The 17708-nt window shown below is 38.9% G+C and carries 16 protein-coding genes; 13 read left to right on the forward strand and 3 right to left on the reverse strand.

Features of this window, described 5'->3' with window-relative positions; translation table 11 throughout:
* Nucleotides 1–6: 6 nt before the first annotated feature.
* From QY304_00860 to QY304_00895, 8 genes are all read left to right on the forward strand, one after another.
* Nucleotides 7–1587 (forward strand): ATP-binding protein, encoded by a 1581-nt coding sequence (locus QY304_00860; GenBank protein ID WKZ26636.1) that lies wholly within the window; start codon nt 7–9, stop codon nt 1585–1587.
* Between the two features lie 4 nt (nt 1588–1591).
* Complete coding sequence (locus tag QY304_00865; protein WKZ26637.1) at nt 1592–3103, forward strand: NUDIX domain-containing protein; 1512 nt, start codon at nt 1592–1594, stop codon at nt 3101–3103.
* A 558-nt stretch (nt 3104–3661) separates the two neighbouring features.
* Nucleotides 3662–4168 carry a hypothetical protein gene (locus tag QY304_00870; GenBank protein WKZ26638.1) on the forward strand — a complete coding sequence of 169 codons (507 nt, stop codon included), beginning with the start codon at nt 3662–3664 and terminating at the stop codon, nt 4166–4168.
* A gap of 86 nt (nt 4169–4254) precedes the next feature.
* Entirely contained in the window at nt 4255–5655 is a 1401-nt protein-coding gene (locus QY304_00875) for a leucyl aminopeptidase (GenBank protein ID WKZ26639.1), read from the forward strand.
* Nucleotides 5656–5673: 18 nt separating this feature from the next.
* Nucleotides 5674–6987, forward strand: a complete 1314-nt coding sequence (locus tag QY304_00880) for a hypothetical protein (protein ID WKZ26640.1) — start codon at nt 5674–5676, stop codon at nt 6985–6987.
* Nucleotides 6988–7007: 20 nt separating this feature from the next.
* The gene (locus QY304_00885) at nt 7008–8489 is read left to right on the forward strand and encodes a glycogen/starch synthase (protein ID WKZ26641.1); all 1482 of its coding nucleotides are present in this window, start codon (nt 7008–7010) and stop codon (nt 8487–8489) included.
* Nucleotides 8486–9649 (forward strand): polysaccharide deacetylase family protein, encoded by a 1164-nt coding sequence (locus tag QY304_00890; protein ID WKZ26642.1) that lies wholly within the window; start codon nt 8486–8488, stop codon nt 9647–9649. Before QY304_00885 ends, QY304_00890 begins: the two co-directional genes overlap by 4 nt.
* Nucleotides 9619–10839, forward strand: coding sequence for a glycoside hydrolase family 57 protein (locus QY304_00895; GenBank protein ID WKZ26643.1), 1221 nt, complete (start codon nt 9619–9621; stop codon nt 10837–10839). The genes QY304_00890 and QY304_00895 overlap by 31 nt, the downstream gene beginning before the upstream one ends.
* Nucleotides 10840–10841: 2 nt before the next feature.
* Here the strand turns inward: QY304_00895 and QY304_00900 are convergent, their stop codons facing one another.
* Nucleotides 10842–11432, reverse strand: a complete 591-nt coding sequence (locus QY304_00900) for a hypothetical protein (GenBank protein ID WKZ26644.1) — start codon at nt 11430–11432, stop codon at nt 10842–10844.
* Between the two features lie 18 nt (nt 11433–11450).
* On the opposite strand from QY304_00900, the gene QY304_00905 reads away from it, so the two are divergent.
* From QY304_00905 to QY304_00915, 3 genes are all read left to right on the forward strand, one after another.
* Complete coding sequence (locus QY304_00905; GenBank protein ID WKZ26645.1) at nt 11451–13082, forward strand: alpha-amylase family glycosyl hydrolase; 1632 nt, start codon at nt 11451–11453, stop codon at nt 13080–13082.
* A 178-nt stretch (nt 13083–13260) separates the two neighbouring features.
* A complete protein-coding gene (locus QY304_00910; GenBank protein WKZ26646.1) occupies nt 13261–14127 on the forward strand; it encodes a hypothetical protein in 867 nt (288 codons plus the stop codon).
* Nucleotides 14128–14470: 343 nt separating this feature from the next.
* Nucleotides 14471–14719, forward strand: coding sequence for a hypothetical protein (locus QY304_00915; GenBank protein ID WKZ26647.1), 249 nt, complete (start codon nt 14471–14473; stop codon nt 14717–14719).
* A 50-nt stretch (nt 14720–14769) separates the two neighbouring features.
* Here QY304_00915 and QY304_00920 read toward each other — a convergent pair whose 3' ends face one another.
* Together QY304_00920 and QY304_00925 are read right to left on the reverse strand one after the other, a co-directional pair.
* Nucleotides 14770–15087 carry a 4a-hydroxytetrahydrobiopterin dehydratase gene (locus QY304_00920; protein ID WKZ26648.1) on the reverse strand — a complete coding sequence of 106 codons (318 nt, stop codon included), beginning with the start codon at nt 15085–15087 and terminating at the stop codon, nt 14770–14772.
* Between the two features lie 25 nt (nt 15088–15112).
* Entirely contained in the window at nt 15113–15817 is a 705-nt protein-coding gene (locus QY304_00925; protein ID WKZ26649.1) for a TIGR00730 family Rossman fold protein, read from the reverse strand.
* Nucleotides 15818–15905: 88 nt separating this feature from the next.
* On the opposite strand from QY304_00925, the gene QY304_00930 reads away from it, so the two are divergent.
* On the forward strand, nt 15906–16442 hold the full coding sequence (locus QY304_00930) for an FKBP-type peptidyl-prolyl cis-trans isomerase (GenBank protein WKZ26650.1): 537 nt from the start codon (nt 15906–15908) through the stop codon (nt 16440–16442).
* Nucleotides 16443–16472: 30 nt separating this feature from the next.
* Nucleotides 16473–17708 (forward strand): tRNA guanosine(34) transglycosylase Tgt, encoded by a 1236-nt coding sequence (locus QY304_00935; GenBank protein WKZ26651.1) that lies wholly within the window; start codon nt 16473–16475, stop codon nt 17706–17708.

Genomic DNA, 17708 nt, shown 5'->3' on the forward strand with positions numbered 1-17708 from the left:
TAATTTATGGAAATTTTAGAAAATTTAGATCTGTTGAGTGTAAGTATTACTACAGCAGCTACACTGGTATTGGGTTTTACTATTTATTTTAGTAATACAAAAAGTGTTACTAATTTTACTTTTCTTATTTTCGCTGTGATTACTGCGATGTGGAGTATGGCTAACTACTTTCATCATACAATTAATTCGGTACCAATTGCTTTTGCGTTAATCAAATTCGTTATATTTCTGGGTGTTTGGCATGCCTTCACTTTCTTCCAATTATTTTTTGTATTCCCAAAAGAGAATGTAACTTTCCCAAAAAATTATAAGTACTTAATTATTCCTATAGTTTCGGTTGCTTCAATTATAAATTTGACCCCGTTAGTATTTAAGGGAGTAGCAGAAGTAATAGACGGGAGAATTTCAAAAATAGAAAATGGTCCAGCTATAGCCCTTTTCGGCTTATTAATAGTTTCTTTTATAGTAAGCGGTGTATTTTTGTTGATAAAAAGAATTATAACTTCTCAGGGTCGTCTAAAAAAGCAATTTCAGACTATTTTATATGGAGTTATTTTAACTTTTATTTTGATCCTTACATTTAATTTTATATTACCGGCATTTTTCAACAACCCTAGTTTTATACCCTTGAGCTCAATATTTATATTTCCTTTCATTGTTTTTACATCCTATTCAATTCTCAAACATAAATTTTTTAATATCAAAGTAGCGGGAATCAGTTTATTGGTTTTCGCACTATCTATTGTTGCTTTTGGAGAAGTTATATTTGCCAGAGAGTTATTTTTGATTGTCTACCGAAGTAGTGTTTTTGTTTTGATTTTGATTTTTGGAATTCTTTTGATCAAGGGTGTTATGCGGGAGGTTTCCTTGAGAGAACAATTACAGGAAGCTAATAAGGCGCAGGAGAATTTGATTAACTTCATCACCCATCAAATTAAGGGCTTTTTGACAAAATCAAGGAATATTTTTGCTGAAATGATGGAGGGGACTTTTGGGCCGATTTCCGGAGATATAAAAAATATTGCCGAGCAAGGGCTGAAAATAAATACCGATGGCGTTAATACTGTGCAGACAATTTTAAACGCGGCAAATATTCGTACAGGCAAGCTCTCTTACAATATGGCGCCGATAGATTTGAGAGATATCATCCAAAAATCATTTGAGAAAAATCGCAAGAGCGCCGAGTCAAAAGGTCTTGATTTTGTCTTGAACATTGGCGAGTCGTCAGAATATAAAATAAAAGGTGACGAGAATCAGCTGTCTGAAGCGTTTTCAAACTTAATAGACAATTCAATAAAATACACACCAAGAGGTCAGGTTAAAGTATCTCTTGTGAAAAGTGATAGTGCTATAAAATTTTCTATTAAAGACACCGGTATCGGTATTGCACCAGAAGATAAATCAAAACTTTTCACCGAGGGCGGACGCGCGAAAAACGCGCTCGAGGTCAACGTTGACTCCACCGGCTTTGGTCTATACATCGTTAAAAATATTATAGAAGCGCATAACGGCCGTGTTTGGGTAGAGTCAGAAGGGGAGGGTAAAGGCTCGGAATTTATAGCTGAACTGCCTTATAAAGATAGTTGAAATTATGAATAAATACAGATTTGCGGCAACCGGTTACATAATTCATGACAATAAAGTTTTACTAATAAAACACCCGAAGCTTGGAGTTTGGCTACCAGTTGGTGGTAAGGTTGACGTAGGAGAGCATCCTGAAGATTCTTTTATTCGAGAAGTGAAAGAGGAGGTTGGTCTTAGTGTAGAAATTATAAAGACTTTCGAACATCCGCGTGTAGTTGGTGGCCATCGCTATCTTCAGTTGGAAAAAGTAGGGGATGGATATCACCTAGATTTTATTTATTACGCAAAGGCGAACTCTAAAAAATTGGTTCTAAATGAAAAAATTAGGGAAGCAAGATGGCTTTCTTTCTCTGAATTTTTGCAAGATAAAAAAATGTTTTTTGAAGATGTCGTGATTGAACTTGAGAAAATATATGCTCGTTATTGTGATTATGATCCCTTTCAGATTGTTCGTGCCGAACACAACAATGTTGGACAAATTTTTGATAAAGCTTTTGTAGTCAATCATTCGGATGAAAAAACGGATTATTTTTTAAGAGAAGTTAATCGTTATGCAAAGAAGACTTTCTATGTTGAGAAGGAATATTCAGGAAATAAAATTTCAAAAGAAAAAATCACTAACTTTGTAGGGAAACAAAATGTAGTCAATGTAAAGAATGCTTTAAAAATTCTCGAGACAAGCGATGCAAATGATGTTGTGTTTGATATGTCTGGATTAATATCTGAAAAAATCTACCAAAATTTAAATTGGAGGGGTTTCTCGATAGAAGATACGGCAAATGGCTTGAACTGGCTCAAGGGTGGCAAGAAAATTTCAAAACCAATATTTTCAATTGCTTACAGTAGGTTGAAAAAGAGCGTTGAGAATCCTAAAGTTGCGGAATCAATTTTTTCTTCTTTGTTAAATTATTGTTACAAAAATGATAGAAATATCTACGGAATCAATATCCTGATGATAGGATACGGATCAATAGGTTCTATATTAGTTGAAATGCTTTCGTCGATAACCGAAAACGTTGTAGTCTATGACATTGATTATTCTCAAATATTAAGAGCAAAGGCCAACAGGTTCAAGGTAATTGATTCTCTAGAAAATATATCTTGTTTTGATATGGTTATATCATCTACTGGAACGCCCGTGGCGCTTGGGGAAAAAGAGTTAAGAGTTTTGAAAAATGGCGCAATGTTGATCAATTGTTCAACTAAACAATGGGAATTTGATCGTGATTTTATAAACAGACAAGAAAGAAGAATTGTCGGTGATACAGAGTTTATAACCATTGAAGACAGGCAAATTGAATTGTTCAATTCAGGTTTCCCAATAAATTTTTGGAATTCAGGCGGGACTCATTCATCAGCAATATTATCAACCTTTGCTTGTATCCTTGAATCCGCGGTACATATTGAAAAAAGACGCGATATTTTTTTAAAAGCTCACCCCCGGGTTTATGAGGTGTCGGAAATCCTACCAAAAATAGAAGACAAATATCTAAAATATTCTTTTTTAAAGAACTCGTAGCAACTTTAGTGAAAATTAATAAAGTAGGAAAAGTCTGGGTGGCGAGCGAAGGCGTCGGCAAGGGGGTTGAGTTTGTGGTGGAATTACCAACAACTAGGGTCTAGGGGTTAGGGTATAGGGTTTGGCCACTAGCCAATAGGGCGGAGATAACGACTGGATTGTTGTTCAGATCAGATCAGAGAATAAAAAAGGGTTGCCTCTAAATTTTGATAGGCGCAAGGACTTCTCTCACACTTAGAAGTATTTCCTTACGGGAACTAATTAAGAAATTTCGCAAGCTTGGTTTTGACGGTCCTTATTCTGGAGGCCACCATCTTTATATGCACGTCAGGCAATGAAAAAGAGCGAAGAACTCCAGACTCTTTTAAGTTTAATGGAGTATAAGCAAGGAAAGAAAAACAGATACACATCTACCGAGCGTATCTTTAGGAAACTAAAAATTTCATAACTTTAAAAGTTAATTCGAAATTTTCTATTTGACATATTAGTGACGAGTGTGATAAAATTAAAAGAGAAAAGCTGGCAATAGGGCTGGCTTAATAAAAAAAGGGGTAGTGATTGAATGCCAAGAAAACCCTGAAAAAAGGGGCAACTCTTGGTGCTGGAATTCTCTTGAAAAGAGCTTTCAGTTGGCCGTTTGACTATGTCCTCTACCCGGTGGTGTTGGTCTGGTTGGGTCACATTTGGGGTGGTCTTGTTATGACCGTTCTCTCTGTGCCTTTCAACCTTCTCATCATTAGGGCCTACGACTGGTCTAAGATTGACTGGCTTCTCATCGAGACAGCAAAAGCTGTCCGCTACGAAGAGGTCGAAAACGGCTGGAGGGGCTTTATCGGGAGGATCCTGCGCAAGAGTGATGTGCTTGCCTTTTTTGTTCTTTGCTTTGACGACCCAACGGTTGTTACTCTATATCTTCGCCACGGTGCCAGTCAGTACGACGGCATGTCAAGACGCGACTGGAAAATCTTTTTGTCCGCTACGATTGTTGCCAATCTGTACTGGATTGTTGGCTGGGTGGCGATAATAGAGCTCTGGCGTTGGGTTGTTGGAGCGTCCACTTTTTGAACCGCGCTTTGGAGGAGCGCGGTTTTCCTTATCAAGAGGTGATTTTTAGAGTTCTGTGTTGAAAACAAAATGGTATAATACTATTTATGGATTTTAAGTTTGTTTCTGATAAATCAAAACTGTTGAAAGGTGTTGTTCAGGCAAAGTTTACAGACGGCAAAGAAATTAAATTTCTGAAAGACGAAAACAAGATAGACAAATTGCTCATAGGAATTTGTAAAAATAGAAGCGAGGTTAACTTGCGGGATTTTTTCATTTTGTGTCGGAAGCTGGTTAGGGTGGCTAAAATCCATAGAATTAAAAAATTAGCAATCGGTTTTGAAGAATTTGATTTTCCGAAATTAAAAAATTTGAGCGACGAAGAAAAGTCGAGAACAATTAGCGAGCAATTTTTAATCGCCGGTTTTGACTTTTTGAAATACAAAAGCGAGAAAGAAAGCTTTTTAGAGGAAGTTTTTATTTTAAATTTTCCGAAAGAATGTAAAAGCGCCTTTGAAAAAGGAGTCATAGTTGGAAAGGAAGTAAATCGTTGTCGCGAGCTTGCTAATACGCCGGGCGGAGACATGACCCCTGCTCTTTTGGCGCAAAAAGCCAAAGATGCCTGCCGAGGCACGGCAGTAAAGGTTTCAGTTTTTGATGAAAAGAAAATTAAAGAATTAAAAATGGGCGCAATTTTGGGAGTGTCGCGTGGCTCTCCCGAAAAACCCAAGTTTATAGTTATGGAATATTGGGGGAGTTCTTTAAAGGATTCAAGACAATCTAAACACCCAATCGTTTTGGTTGGCAAAGGAGTAACTTTTGACACAGGTGGTCTTTCGCTTAAGTCTTCAGACTCAATGCTTGGTATGCATCTTGATATGTCTGGCGGAGCGGCTGTGATTCATGCGATTGCGGCGGCTGCCAAACTCGGACTCAAGAAAGATATAATAGGGCTTGTGCCGGCGGTGGAGAACATGCCTTCCGGCGAGAGCTATCGTCCGGGTGATATATTAAAAACAATGTCTGGAAAGACTGTTGAGGTTTTAAATACAGATGCCGAAGGACGCCTAATCTTGGCTGACGCTCTGACTTTTGCCAAAAGATATAAGCCAAAACTGGTAATTGATATCGCAACTTTGACAGGCGCTGCAGTTGTGGCCTTAGGCGAGAGATGTTCAGCAATATTTTCAAAGGATAAAAAGATTATAAATCTTTTGGAAGAATCTGGAGAAAAGGTCGGCGAGTATGTTTGGCCACTGCCACTTTGGGAAGAATACGAGGAAGATATTAAGGGACATTTTGCTGATTTTTCAAATATTCATAAAGATAATTCTCGTTGGGGTGGGGCAATTGAAGCAGCAGTCTTTCTTTATCAGTTTGCTAAAGATTATCCTTGGGCCCATATAGACATGGCGCCTAGAATGGTATCAATCAAAAGTGATCACTTAGCCAGAGGCGCGACTGGAGAACCTCTTAAACTTTTGGTAAGATTGATTGAAAGTCAATAGGATACTTAACTTTGTTTTATGATTTTTAAAAAAGACAGAAAAAGAGACGACGTTAGAGACAAGAAAAAAGAGAAGCCAGAAGAAGAAAATATCCCGTTTGAAGACCTTCTTAAGGTAAAAGGTGTCAGAACGATGGAGACTGACGCTAGGGAATACAAAGAAAAGCAGGAAAAGTACGGTGATGATGTTCCGCCTTACGACCCATATCTTTCTTCTTCCGAATTGTCAGATAGAGATGATTTGATTGCACAAAAGGCACGGGAGACCACCTCGGCGCCGTTTGAAATCAGGCGAGAGATGCCGGAGACGTCCACTTCGGACTTAGGTGCGGGCTTGGAAGAACAATTACCAAACGAAACAGAAGAAAGCGTGACAGAATCTGTTCTAGATAAAGGGGTGGAGAGAGAATATGATTTTCCGAATGTTCAGACAAAATCAAAAACAGAAGCTGAAACGGAAGATGTAGAAGAAGAGCCCATTGAAGAACCGAATCGTAAGCCCTCGCAATACAAAGACGAAGAAACGATATTGCGGGAAAGCATAGAATACTTGGCTCGACAGCATGCGGAATTATTGCAAAAACTGGAACATTATCGAAAAAATAAGAAAAAAGTTTTTGAAGAAAAACAGGATTTTGTTTTGAAAAAAGAAGAGATTGAAAAGACTCTGAAACCTATTTTAGGAAAAGAAAAGGAAAAAGAGAGTGAAATAGAAGAGATAGAGCGCGCCGAAGAAATTATAAAAAACGAGGAAGAACTTAGAGCGAAGGAAAAAGAACGCTGGACGAAGGAAGACGAAAGGCAGGCGATTGAAAAAAAGAAGTGGGGATTGTCGGATGATCTTGAAACCATCAACAAATTTATAAAGGACAGGGATGAATTGTCTGCTTCTTTGGCCGAGAAAGAAAAAGAGACTCAAGACAAAATAAAAGAAACTGAAACTGAAAAAAAGAAAAAAGAGATACAGCTTAGGATTTTGCAAATTAGAAGAAGTCGAAAACAGGCCGAGGATGAACTTAATAATTTTAAATCTCAACTAATTCAAATTTCCGAAACTATTTCAGGACTTGTCTCAGAAGAGGGTCAAATTTTGGAAAAAAAGAAAAAGGTTGAAGAAAAAGAAAAACAAGCCGGTTCATCCGAAGAAGAAAAGGAAGTTGAAGCTCTGCGGTGGGATTTGGAGAAGCGTTTAAGGCAGGTTGAGGGTAAAAGGTGGCAGGTGTCAGACCAAAAAGTCAGATTACAGCAGCTTGCGATTGAGTCGGAAAAACGTCTTCAGTTGATTCTATCAGAAGAAAATGAAGTCGAAGCCGAGCTGAAAACTCTCTCTTAGCTCGATTCTCAAAAAAAATTATGACTAAAAAAGGGTTGAAGATAGTTCACGTTTCTTCTGAAGTGGAACCATTTTCAAAAAGTGGGGGCCTAGCGAGTGTTGCTTCCGCCCTTCCGAAAGCCCAAAGTATTCTTGGTCACGACGTTTTGGTGGTTACTCCCTTTTATGAAAAATTGATAAACAGAAAGGAGTTTGGTCTTGAAGAAATTGGTAGTGATGTTTTGGAAATAAGTGGCAAGACTTATGAAGTCTCGTATTTAAAAGGTTACCTGAACGATAAAACCCCGATATTTTTCATTAGCAACAGCCGTTTTTTTGGCAAAAGACAGAATCTTTACGGCGCCAAAAAAGAAAATACCCGTTTTTTCTTTTTTGATTTGGCGGTTTTGGCTTTTCTGCGGAAAATAAATTACCAACCGGATATCTTACATTGCCACGATTGGCACACTGGTCTCATACCATATTTTTTAAAAGGCAGATTTAAGAATGAGAATTTTTGGAAGAATACCGCAACGGTTTTTACTATTCATAACCTTGCTTACCAGCTCGGCCATGATTGGTGGACAATCACGGCGAAAAAGAAGGATAATGGAAGAATAATTCTACCAGCATTTTCCGATTCGAGAAGGGTGGAAACCATCAACTTTGCCAAGAGGGCTATTTTGTCGGCTGACACAGTAAATGCCGTTTCTGAAACTTATCGTGAGGAAATTATGACCAAAGATTTCGGCGAGGAGCTTCACAGAATTTTGAAAAATCGTGAAGAAACTGTATTTGGTGTAGTCAATGGAATAGATTACGAAGAATATAACCCCTCAACTGATCCTGGACTTTACAATAATTTTGATGCTAAAAATCCGGAGGCCAAGAAGGCCAATAAAACCTGGCTTCAAAAATTTTTAAGATTTAAAGTCGATAACGACACACCGCTTATTTGCATGACCTCAAGGATTGTGGAACAAAAGGGCTTTGAGTTGGTTTTAGAGATTTTGCCAACAATCCTAAAAGCTGATATCCAAATCGCAATTATGGGCGACGGCCAGAAGTCTATTGTGGAATCTTTGAAGAAAATTAAAAAACAATTTCCCAAAAAAATTGCGGTGATACCTTTTAACGTAAAATACGAAACCTCACTTTATGCCGGTTCGGATATCTTTCTTTTGCCATCCAGATTTGAACCGTGCGGAATTAATCAGCTTATTGCTCTTCGCTACGGTTCAATACCCGTCGTTCATCACATCGGTGGTTTGGCCGACACCATTCACAATTTTAATCCGGAGAAAAAAACCGGTAACGGATTTACTTTCAAGGAATACAGTCCGATTGCTCTGGCAATGGCAATTGCCAGGATTTTAGAAGTTTATAAACAGAAATCAATCTGGAATAATCTTTTAGTGTCAGTCTTGCAAGAATCTCACTCTTGGAAGATACCGGCCCAAAAATATGTTGAGCTTTATAAATCAACAATCCGCCGAACCAGATCAAAAAATAAAAACCTATGATTACTTGGGTAAATTTTCTCCATTTGCACCAGCCACCTCTGCAGGCGCCAGAAATTTTGAAAAAAGTTTCTGAAGAAAGCTACAAGGAGATTATTTCTATTTTTAATAAATTTCCTGAAGTGAAAATGACCTTAAACATCTCTGGTTCGCTCTTGGAACTATTTCAGAAAAACAACCAAACGGAAATCATAAAAGCTTTTAAGGAATTAGTTTCTTCTGGTCGGATTGAGATTACGAGCTCGGCCATATATCACCCGATTTTACCGCTTATTTCGGAGTCAGAAGTCTTAAACCAGATAAGGTTAAACCGAGAAAAATTAGAAGAAGTTTTCGGCGCTACACATCACCCAAAGGGATTTTTTTTGCCGGAGATGGCATATAGCCAAGAAGTCGCAAAATTGGTCGAGTCGGCCGGATTTTCCTGGTTGATTCTGGACGAAATTCATTATCCTCTCGGCAAACCAAATTCCTCAAGCTCATACAGAATAAAAGGAACTGGTCTTAAGGTCGTCTTTCGAAATAGAATCTTTTCAAAAAGTTTTCCGCCCGAATCAATAATCAAAAATTTTAATGAACTAGAAAACCAGATTTTAATAACCGCTCATGATGGCGAAATGTATGGTCACTGGCACAAGGACGACCAAGGTTTTACTGACAAAGTGTTTGCTAATCCGGCAATAAAAACTATAACCGTCTCCGAGTATCTTGAATCTTTGACAACAAAGGCGGAAGAGATTGAGCCACTAAGGGCAAGTTGGGAGTCAGACCTTTCGGAAATCAAGAGGGATTTGCCTTATGCCATCTGGCAAAATCCGAAAAATAAAATCCAGAAAAAACTCTGGGATTTTGAAAATCAGGCTTACTCAATTCTGCAAGAAAACAAAGAGGATCCAAACTGGAAATGGGCAAAAAAACATTACGATAGAGGAATATCAAGTTGCGCTTGGTGGTGGGCTTCCGGAAGAAAACTAGACGCTTTTTCTCCTATTGCTTGGAATCCGACAGAAATTGAAAAAGGCGCTTTAGAAATTTTGCGTTCTGTTAGATCTTTGGATAAACTTGATTTGAAAACCCACCTTAAATTGGAGAAAAAATTTGCAGATTTAAGAAAAATAATTTGGCTTCAACATTGGCAACAAAAACACAAAAAGAAAGATTAAAAAAACGGATTTTGTTTCCGTCTATTTGCCTTTATCTGCAAATTCATCAGCCGTTTAGGATTACTGGAGAAAAAGTTAACTATTTCAAAGATAGTAAAAAAAACGAAATAAGTAATAAAAAAATTTTTGAAAAGGTTTGCCGTAAATCATATCTACCAGCTGGCAAAATATTGCTAAAAATCCTAAAAAAACACAAAGATTTTCATTTCTCCATCTCTTTTTCCGGTTTAGCTTTGGAACAAATGGAAAAATTTTCCCCAGAAGCTTTGATGGTTTTTAAAAAAATGCACGAAACTGGACGGATGGAAATTTTATCAGAAACTTATCATCACTCTCTGGCCTTTTTTTATTCCAAAAGAGAATTTGAAAAGCAAGTTTCAATGCACCGCCAAAAAATTAAAAAACTTTTTAATGCTGACCCGAAAGTTTTCAGAAATACGGAGTTGGCCTACAACAATGATTTGGCGGTCTGGGCTGAAAAAAAAGGTTATGCTGGAATCTTGGCCGAAGGATGGGAGGAGTATATTGGGAGTTGTGGTCCAAATTATGTTTATCAACCAAAAGACACGGAAAAGATTAGATTGCTTTTGAGGAACTATAAATTTTCAGATGACATTGCTTTTCGCTTTTCTGAACCGAGTTGGCCAGGATGGCCACTAGACGCGTCGAAATTTGCAAATTGTTTGGGAAAAGATGGGGGAGAGACGATAAATATTTTCTTAGACTTTGAAACTTTCGGTGAACATCAATACCAGGAAACCGGAATATTTAACTTTCTTACAGAATTGCCGATAGAAATATTAAAAAGAAACGGTAAATTTAGAACAGCAAGTCAAACAATTTCCTTTTTTAAGCCGAAAGCTAAAATTGATGTTCCGAAGATTTTAACATGGGCTGATTCAGAGAGAGATTTATCGGCCTGGAATGGAAATAAAATGCAAAAAGATGCGTTGAGAGTAGTTTATGGTTTAGAAAAAAATATTTCGTCTGTAAAAAATAGAAACGTTGTCAAGGATTGGCGAAGACTTCAAACTTCTGACCATTTTTATTATATGTCAACCAAAGGTCTTGATGATGGAGGAATACATGATTATTTTAGTCCTCATAAAAATCCACAAAAAGCTTACAAAATTTTTATAAAAACCATAAAAAATTTAGCTTTAAGAATTAAGAAAAAAAATAGTAGTTAATTTTATGCTTCAGATATCCACTCCAAAATATCCCTTGTTGCTTTCGGATTTGGAATTTTAGTTAAATCAATTTGTAAAATTGGAATTCTGGACATTTTTGCTATTTCAAAATATATATTTTGTATGGCCACATATTCTTCTGGCTTTCGGCTTATTCGCTCATAATGTCGATGTGAAGTTAACCTATCTTTTAAGCGTTTTTCAAAAATTATTGGGTCTTTGCTGACGGTACATAAAATTATTTTAGCTCCCAAACTTAGTAACCTGTCTTCCGTAGATTTATAGTTAAATCCTCTTTTTTTGTTTTCTAGAGAGTGGTAAACAGCATCGCTTAGATGAAATTTTTCAAAGATAACGTTACTGTCTTTCAATATCTCGGCCATTTCCAAATATTTTTCAATTATCAATTGTGAATCTTTAGTTCCAAAAATGCCTATATCGCTGTTAAACCAGTGGCAACCGTTTAAAATATGTCTATTTGTATTGTATTTCTTTTCTAAAAAATCATAAATTTGCTGGATAATATGACTTTTACCAACCAGTTCAACCCCCTCAAATATCAACTTGTGGGCTTTTTTGTTTTTTTCAATCACGTTGTAAAATAAAAAGAAATGAAAAATCTAAAAGAGAATGATAATTACAAATGGTATCACAAGTCGGTGGTCTATCATATTTATACCAGAAGCTTTAAAGACTCAAACAAAGATGGGGTGGGTGATTTAAGGGGTATTATTGATAGATTAGATTATCTTGCCGGTAGTGAAAAATCTTTGGGAATCGGCGCAATCTGGCTTTCGCCTTTTTATAAATCTCCACAAGTTGACTACGGCTATGATATTTCTGATTACAAAGATATAGATCCAATGTTTGGTGACCTTGAAACTTTTAAAACTCTAGTAAAAGAGTGTCACAAAAAAAACATCCGAATTATAATAGATTTTGTAATCAATCACACATCTTCCGAACACAAGTGGTTTAAAGAATCCCGATCTTCGCGGGAAAATTCTAAAAGAGATTGGTATATTTGGCGCGATCCAAAACCGGACGGCTCTCCGCCCAATAACTGGCGCTCTGTTTTTGGTGGACCAGCTTGGACTCTTGATGAAAAAACCGGTCAGTATTACTTTCATAGCTTTCTGCCTGAACAACCGGATTTAAATTGGCGTTATGAAGAAGTCCAAGAAGAAATGAAGCAGGTAGGAAGATTTTGGCTTGATATGGGGGTAGACGGTTTTCGGATTGATGCGATTGAGCATTTGATAGAAGACAGCTATCTGCGCGATGACCCAAGAAATCCAGATTATGTGCCACTACGCGATGACCCATATCTTTTAAATGAACATCTTTTCAGCAAAAGCCAGAAAGATTTGAGTTATTGTATAAATGCTTTATGTGAACTAATCAGCGAATACCCCGACAGATTTATTGTCAGTGAGGCCTATGTTGATATTCCTAAAATTGTCTCTCTTTATCAGGCCTGCGAGCAAAAGGTTCACGCACCTTTTAATTTTAATTTGATGGGAAAACGTTGGTCAGCCACAGAATATCGTCAATTTGTTGATGAATTTGAAAAAGCCCTGTCGCCAAACGATTGGCCAAATTATGTTTTTGGAAATCATGATCGTTCGCGTCTGGTATCCCGCCTCGGAGAGAAGAGGGCTAGGGTCGTGGCGGTTTTGCTTTTGACACTGCGTGGTATGCCTTTTATCTATTACGGTGATGAAATTGGTATGGCTGATGTTGAAATTTCTCTAGAAAAAATAAAAGACCCATTTGCTAAAAAATTGGGCGAAACCAGATATAGTCGCGACCCAGAACGGACACCAATGCAGTGGAGTAGAGAGAAATATGCCGGTTTTTCAGAAGTTGAGCCGTGGTTGCCGGTTTCGCCGGACTTTGAGAAAAAAAATGTCGAAGAAGAGCTCAAAGACCCAAGTTCAATTTTAAATCTTTATCGCTCTTTGATAGGTTTCAGAAATAAGACGCCGGCTTTGCAATATGGAACTTATAAATCTTTGGATACTTTGTCCTCGGAAATATTCTCTTATGTTAGAGAATATGAATGTCAGAAGATTTTGATAATACTAAATTTTTCTGATAAAGAAGTTGAGGAAACTATACCTTTTAAAGAACTAAAATTTATTTGCTCCACTTACGGGGAAATCTTTAGGGTTGGCGACAATCCTTCTGGTAAGGTGAGTTTGAGACCAAACGAGGGCTGTATTTTTGAGGTTTTGAACTAATTTTAAAAAGTTTTTAGACACTACCTTTTTCTATTGATAAAAATCTATTATTTGTTATAATATAAAAAGTTGTAAGTTTGTTCTTTGTCGTTGAGTTGTTTTATGAAGAGGGTAGTGTGTTGCTACTCTCATCACCCCCCGTCCTATTTCTTGGAGGACATACTGAAAGGAGCGAAAAATGTTGGAGATTTTCCGTTTTGACTTGAGAGAGAATCCGAAGACGGGCAAGCCTCAGTGGCAGGCCCGACGGAAAGGCAGAGACGGCACGACGTGTTATATTGTCCCTGATGAGAGTCCCAGATTCCCCTCGTATGAGCAGGATGTTTGGCTCTGCGAGATCGGGGATCCGGTCTTCCTGTATCAGGACAAGAAGTCCCGAGTCGTTCAGGTCCGGCTCATCGCGCCGTGGCCGGAGAGGATGAAGCTTCTCTTTGTGCTTGGAGAGCGCGACGAGAAGCCCTTCTGGAGCGCGTCCGGGCGTGTCGGACCGGTGAATGTCACTTTCGTTGTCCACAAGTACAGCGAGGTGTCGCCTGATGAGACCAGTCCCGTCTGGAACTGCGGGCTGGATACCTTCATCATGGCCCAGAACCAGTACCGGATCATCGTTCCGGTTTGGCCGGAAGGACCGGTGGAAACCGAGCTCAGGACTCTTGACTTCACTGAAGACGAGAGCCCTGAAGGACGAGCCCAATTCGCCTGCCAATCGGCAAGCGACGGGGTCACCGTCAGGTATGTGGTTGACCGAGACCACTACCTGCGCGTCAAAAACTCTGGCGAGTCCCGCTGGAGTTGTGCCTTCAAGCGGGATCTCTACACAAGCCCACTCTCCCGTGTGATCGCGGTCGTTCCCGTGTCTCCTGTGCCTCTCACCGCCCGAGGGAAAAGGCGACGGGAGAGACGTGAAGAGAGGGCGATTCGCAAGGCAGCAAGGCTCGAGGCCGAGCGCGAATCGGCTCGGAAGCGCGCTGCCGAACGTCTGACGGGTGGTGGCACCCGGCGCTCCAACGGCGGTAAGAACAACAAGAAGGCTGCCACTACCTAAACCTAACAACTCAATACCGCACCTGCACCCCCGAGCCGTATGGGGGTGTTTTTTGTTGATAAACAAATATCCGAGAGTAGTAACCGCTCTCGGTTTATTTTTTTTTATTCTCTGTGGATTTTATTGTTGAAAATAAATAAGATAAGGTATAAAATTCTTTTCCAGGTTAATAGTTCTTTTGGTCGGGTGTCCGACCGGCTATTGCCGAAACCCTCAAAGAAAAGGGGTAATCGTGGAAGAGGAAGTTCCGACAATCAATGGGGCGAGGGACATGGACAAGATCGTGGAGGGAAAGAAGGTCAAGGTCGTCGGGGTCTGGATCAGAGTCACACCACAGAGTCCCATGACTCTGACTGTGACTGACTCCGCCGGGGAGATCAACTTCATCTGGTCTGATCCATATGTTCAGCCCACTACTAACATGCCGGGGTGCTGGGAGATGACGGTCAACAGCGAGATGGTGAAACTTGTGGGTTTCTACACCGTTTCTTCGGTTTCTGGGGGGCCGATTCTTGAGCCGGAGCGCCCCAAATACTGGGGCAAAAAAGCCGTGAAGATTGACCGTGGGCGCAGTCCGGTTCACCACACCTGAAGGAGGCACACACTCAAACCTCGCGCCAGACGGCTGGCGTGGGGTTTTTTTTATCCAATTTTTGAAGCCAATATAAAATCGTTTTCAGTCAAACCGCCGACTGAATGAGTAGAGATTGAAATTTTGACTTTATTCCAATTAAAAATCAGAATGTCCGGGTGATGGCCCTCGTCTTCAGCGATTTTTCCAACTTTATTGACGAATTCCAGCGCTTTTGGAAAATTTTCAAATTCAATTTTTTTTTCTATTTTTTTGCCATCTCCCGAGAGCCCCCAGTCTGGTATTTCTTTTAGAAAATTATTTATCTCAAGAGAATTTAACAACCCCCTACCGTTCTCGCAAGGAATACATTTTTTATTTTTTAACACGATAAAAATTCTTAACGCTTGTTTATTATTTTACTAAATCTTCTCCACAACATTTCAAACCTTCACGGATAGGGGCCTTTCCGATAATTTTTATAATTTCTTCTGGATCATCTATGATAGTGTAGAGTTTTGTATCTTCCTTCTCAATCGTTCCATACTTATTTAACAGAAACTTCTTAATTAATTTATCAAACTGTTTCCAGTACTCTTTACCGACCAAAATTACCGGTACTGAATGAATTTTGCCGGTCTGCACCAAGGTCAAAATTTCAAAACACTCGTCGAGGGTTCCAAATCCGCCCGGGTAAAAAATGTAGGCCTCGGCGGCAAAGGATAGACAAACCTTTCTGGTAAAAAAATAATAAAAATTGACTTCTTCAGTTAAAAATTTATTAGTTGCTTGTTCGGTTGGTATATCAATTGTGAGACCTAAAGATGAACCACCAGCTTCAATCGCGCCTCTGTTCGCGGCCTCCATAATACCCGGACCGCCACCGGTCAGAATGGCATAATTAAGCTCCCGAACTATTTTTTGGGCCAATTTTCTCGCATGTTCGTAAAATTTATTTCCTTCTTTAAATTGGGATGAACCAAAAAAAGTTACGGATAGAGGATGATCTTTCAAGAATTGGAAGCCATTTTCAAATTCTTTTTTTATCATTTCAATCCTCTGTCGGTTAGCGGTCTCAAAATCTTTAGAGTTTAGTTCTTCAAAATTTGAATTTGTCATAATTGTGTTGATTATTGGTTTTTGCCAGTTTATTGTATAATGAAAATAGGTTATTTCAAACCTTTATTACAAGCTCTAACCAAACAAAATGAAAAGCAAATTAAGTACTAATCAGTGGATAGCGGTTGTAGTCTCTATCTCGGCCGTTGTTTTCATCTTTTTTATTAGCGCGCAAAATTCCAATAGAGTAATTCCGACTGGCGCTTCGGAGTCAAGTTCCGAACGATTGCCGATAATCGGCGGTCTTGATCAAAAAAATATATTTCAGAATATTATGACGCAAAATACTCCTGAAGATTCAACAGGTCTTATGATTGAAGATTTAGTGGTCGGAGAAGGCAAGACCGCTGAAGTCGGCAATAAAGTTCTTGTGCATTACGATGGTTACTTAACAGACGAAACTCTATTTGATAGCAGTTATAGAAGAGGTACGCCGTTTGAGTTTGTCTTAGGCGCAGGCGAAGTTATTTCCGGTTGGGATAATGGAGTGGTGGGTATGAAAGAAGGAGGGTTAAGAATTCTTGTAATTCCACCTGCTCTAGCTTACGGAGAAAGAGAGGTTGGCCCGATTCCGCCAAATTCAACTCTTGTCTTTACAGTGGAACTTATTGAAGTCTTGGAATAAAAGTTCTCTGGCGAATCTTTTTTGGTGTAGATGTTTAAAATTGAAAAGAAAATTAGCGGCGCACTTGGGCGAGCCGGCGTTTTAACTACTCCTCACGGGGATATTTTAACTCCGGCTTTTGCCACTGTCGGCACAAAGGCCACGGTCAAAGCTCTTACCCCGGAAGAAGTTCGAAATACTAACAGTCAGGTTGTTTTAGCCAACACCTATCATCTTTATCTTCAGCCCGGAGAACAAATAATCAAAAAATCAGGCGGACTCCACAAATTTATGAATTGGCAAGGGCCAATAATAACTGATTCAGGTGGATTTCAGGTTTTTTCTCTAGGTGCGGCTTTTGACCGGAATGTTTCAAAAATCTCAAAAACTCCAGTTGAGACAAAAACAGATTTCAGCCAGAAGAAAAATGGTCTTGCTAAAATAGATGAAGACGGAGTAAACTTCAAAAACCCTTTAGATGGCTCATCTCATCGTTTTACACCTGAAAAATCAATTGAAATTCAAAGATGTCTTGGTGCTGATATCATTTTTTCTTTCGACGAATGTACTTCACCTCTAGCGCCACTTGAATATCAAAGGGAAGCAATGGAGAGGACTCATCGTTGGGCGGAAAGAGGGTTATCCTATTTTAAAAATAAGGGAGAGGGGAAAATTAAAAGAATTACCCGCAAGATTTTGAAAGTTCCGGAAGAACAGGAGATAAATCCTGGGCAACAACTCTTTGGAATTGTTCAAGGTGGAAGGTTTGAAAATCTTCGGAAAGAGTCGGCAAGAATTATAGGAGGCATGGATTTTGATGGTTTTGGCATCGGTGGGTCTTTTGAAAAAAAAGACATCTACGAGTCTTTGAAGTGGGTAAATATAATCTTGCCGGAAAATAAGCCCAAGCATCTACTTGGTATCGGTGAACCGAAAGATATCATTTTGGGAATTGAAAATGGCGCGGATTTGTTTGACTGCGTCATCCCAACCAGAATGGGACGGAATGGTTCTATCTTTACCAAAAAAGGCAAGCTGAATATTACCAATTCCAGATTCAAAAAAGATTTTTCAAGTATTGAGAATGACTGTAGTTGCTATACTTGCCGAAATTTTTCTAGGGCCTATTTGTCACACTTGTTTAGAGCCAAAGAAATGCTCGCTTCGACCTTGGCTTCAATACACAATCTTTATTTTATAAACAATTTGTTTGTCTCTGCTCGCCAAGCGATTCTAAACGACACCTTTTTTGAATTTAAAAAACAATTTCTCGGAAACTATAAATAA

It is taken from the genome of Candidatus Paceibacterota bacterium (assembly GCA_030583745.1).
GTDB lineage: Bacteria > Patescibacteriota > Minisyncoccia > Phycocordibacterales > BOKC01 > BOKC01.

Coding starts and splice junctions, on each gene's coding strand:
- QY304_00860 (WKZ26636.1), top strand. CDS start 7: ATGGAAATTTTAGAAAATTTAGATCTGTTGAGTGTAAGTATTACTACA.
- QY304_00865 (WKZ26637.1), top strand. CDS start 1,592: ATGAATAAATACAGATTTGCGGCAACCGGTTACATAATTCATGACAAT.
- QY304_00875 (WKZ26639.1), top strand. CDS start 4,255: ATGGATTTTAAGTTTGTTTCTGATAAATCAAAACTGTTGAAAGGTGTT.
- QY304_00880 (WKZ26640.1), top strand. CDS start 5,674: ATGATTTTTAAAAAAGACAGAAAAAGAGACGACGTTAGAGACAAGAAA.
- QY304_00885 (WKZ26641.1), top strand. CDS start 7,008: ATGACTAAAAAAGGGTTGAAGATAGTTCACGTTTCTTCTGAAGTGGAA.
- QY304_00890 (WKZ26642.1), top strand. CDS start 8,486: ATGATTACTTGGGTAAATTTTCTCCATTTGCACCAGCCACCTCTGCAG.
- QY304_00905 (WKZ26645.1), top strand. CDS start 11,451: ATGAAAAATCTAAAAGAGAATGATAATTACAAATGGTATCACAAGTCG.
- QY304_00910 (WKZ26646.1), top strand. CDS start 13,261: ATGTTGGAGATTTTCCGTTTTGACTTGAGAGAGAATCCGAAGACGGGC.
- QY304_00915 (WKZ26647.1), top strand. CDS start 14,471: ATGACTCTGACTGTGACTGACTCCGCCGGGGAGATCAACTTCATCTGG.
- QY304_00925 (WKZ26649.1), bottom strand. CDS start 15,817: ATGACAAATTCAAATTTTGAAGAACTAAACTCTAAAGATTTTGAGACC.
- QY304_00930 (WKZ26650.1), top strand. CDS start 15,906: ATGAAAAGCAAATTAAGTACTAATCAGTGGATAGCGGTTGTAGTCTCT.
- QY304_00935 (WKZ26651.1), top strand. CDS start 16,473: ATGTTTAAAATTGAAAAGAAAATTAGCGGCGCACTTGGGCGAGCCGGC.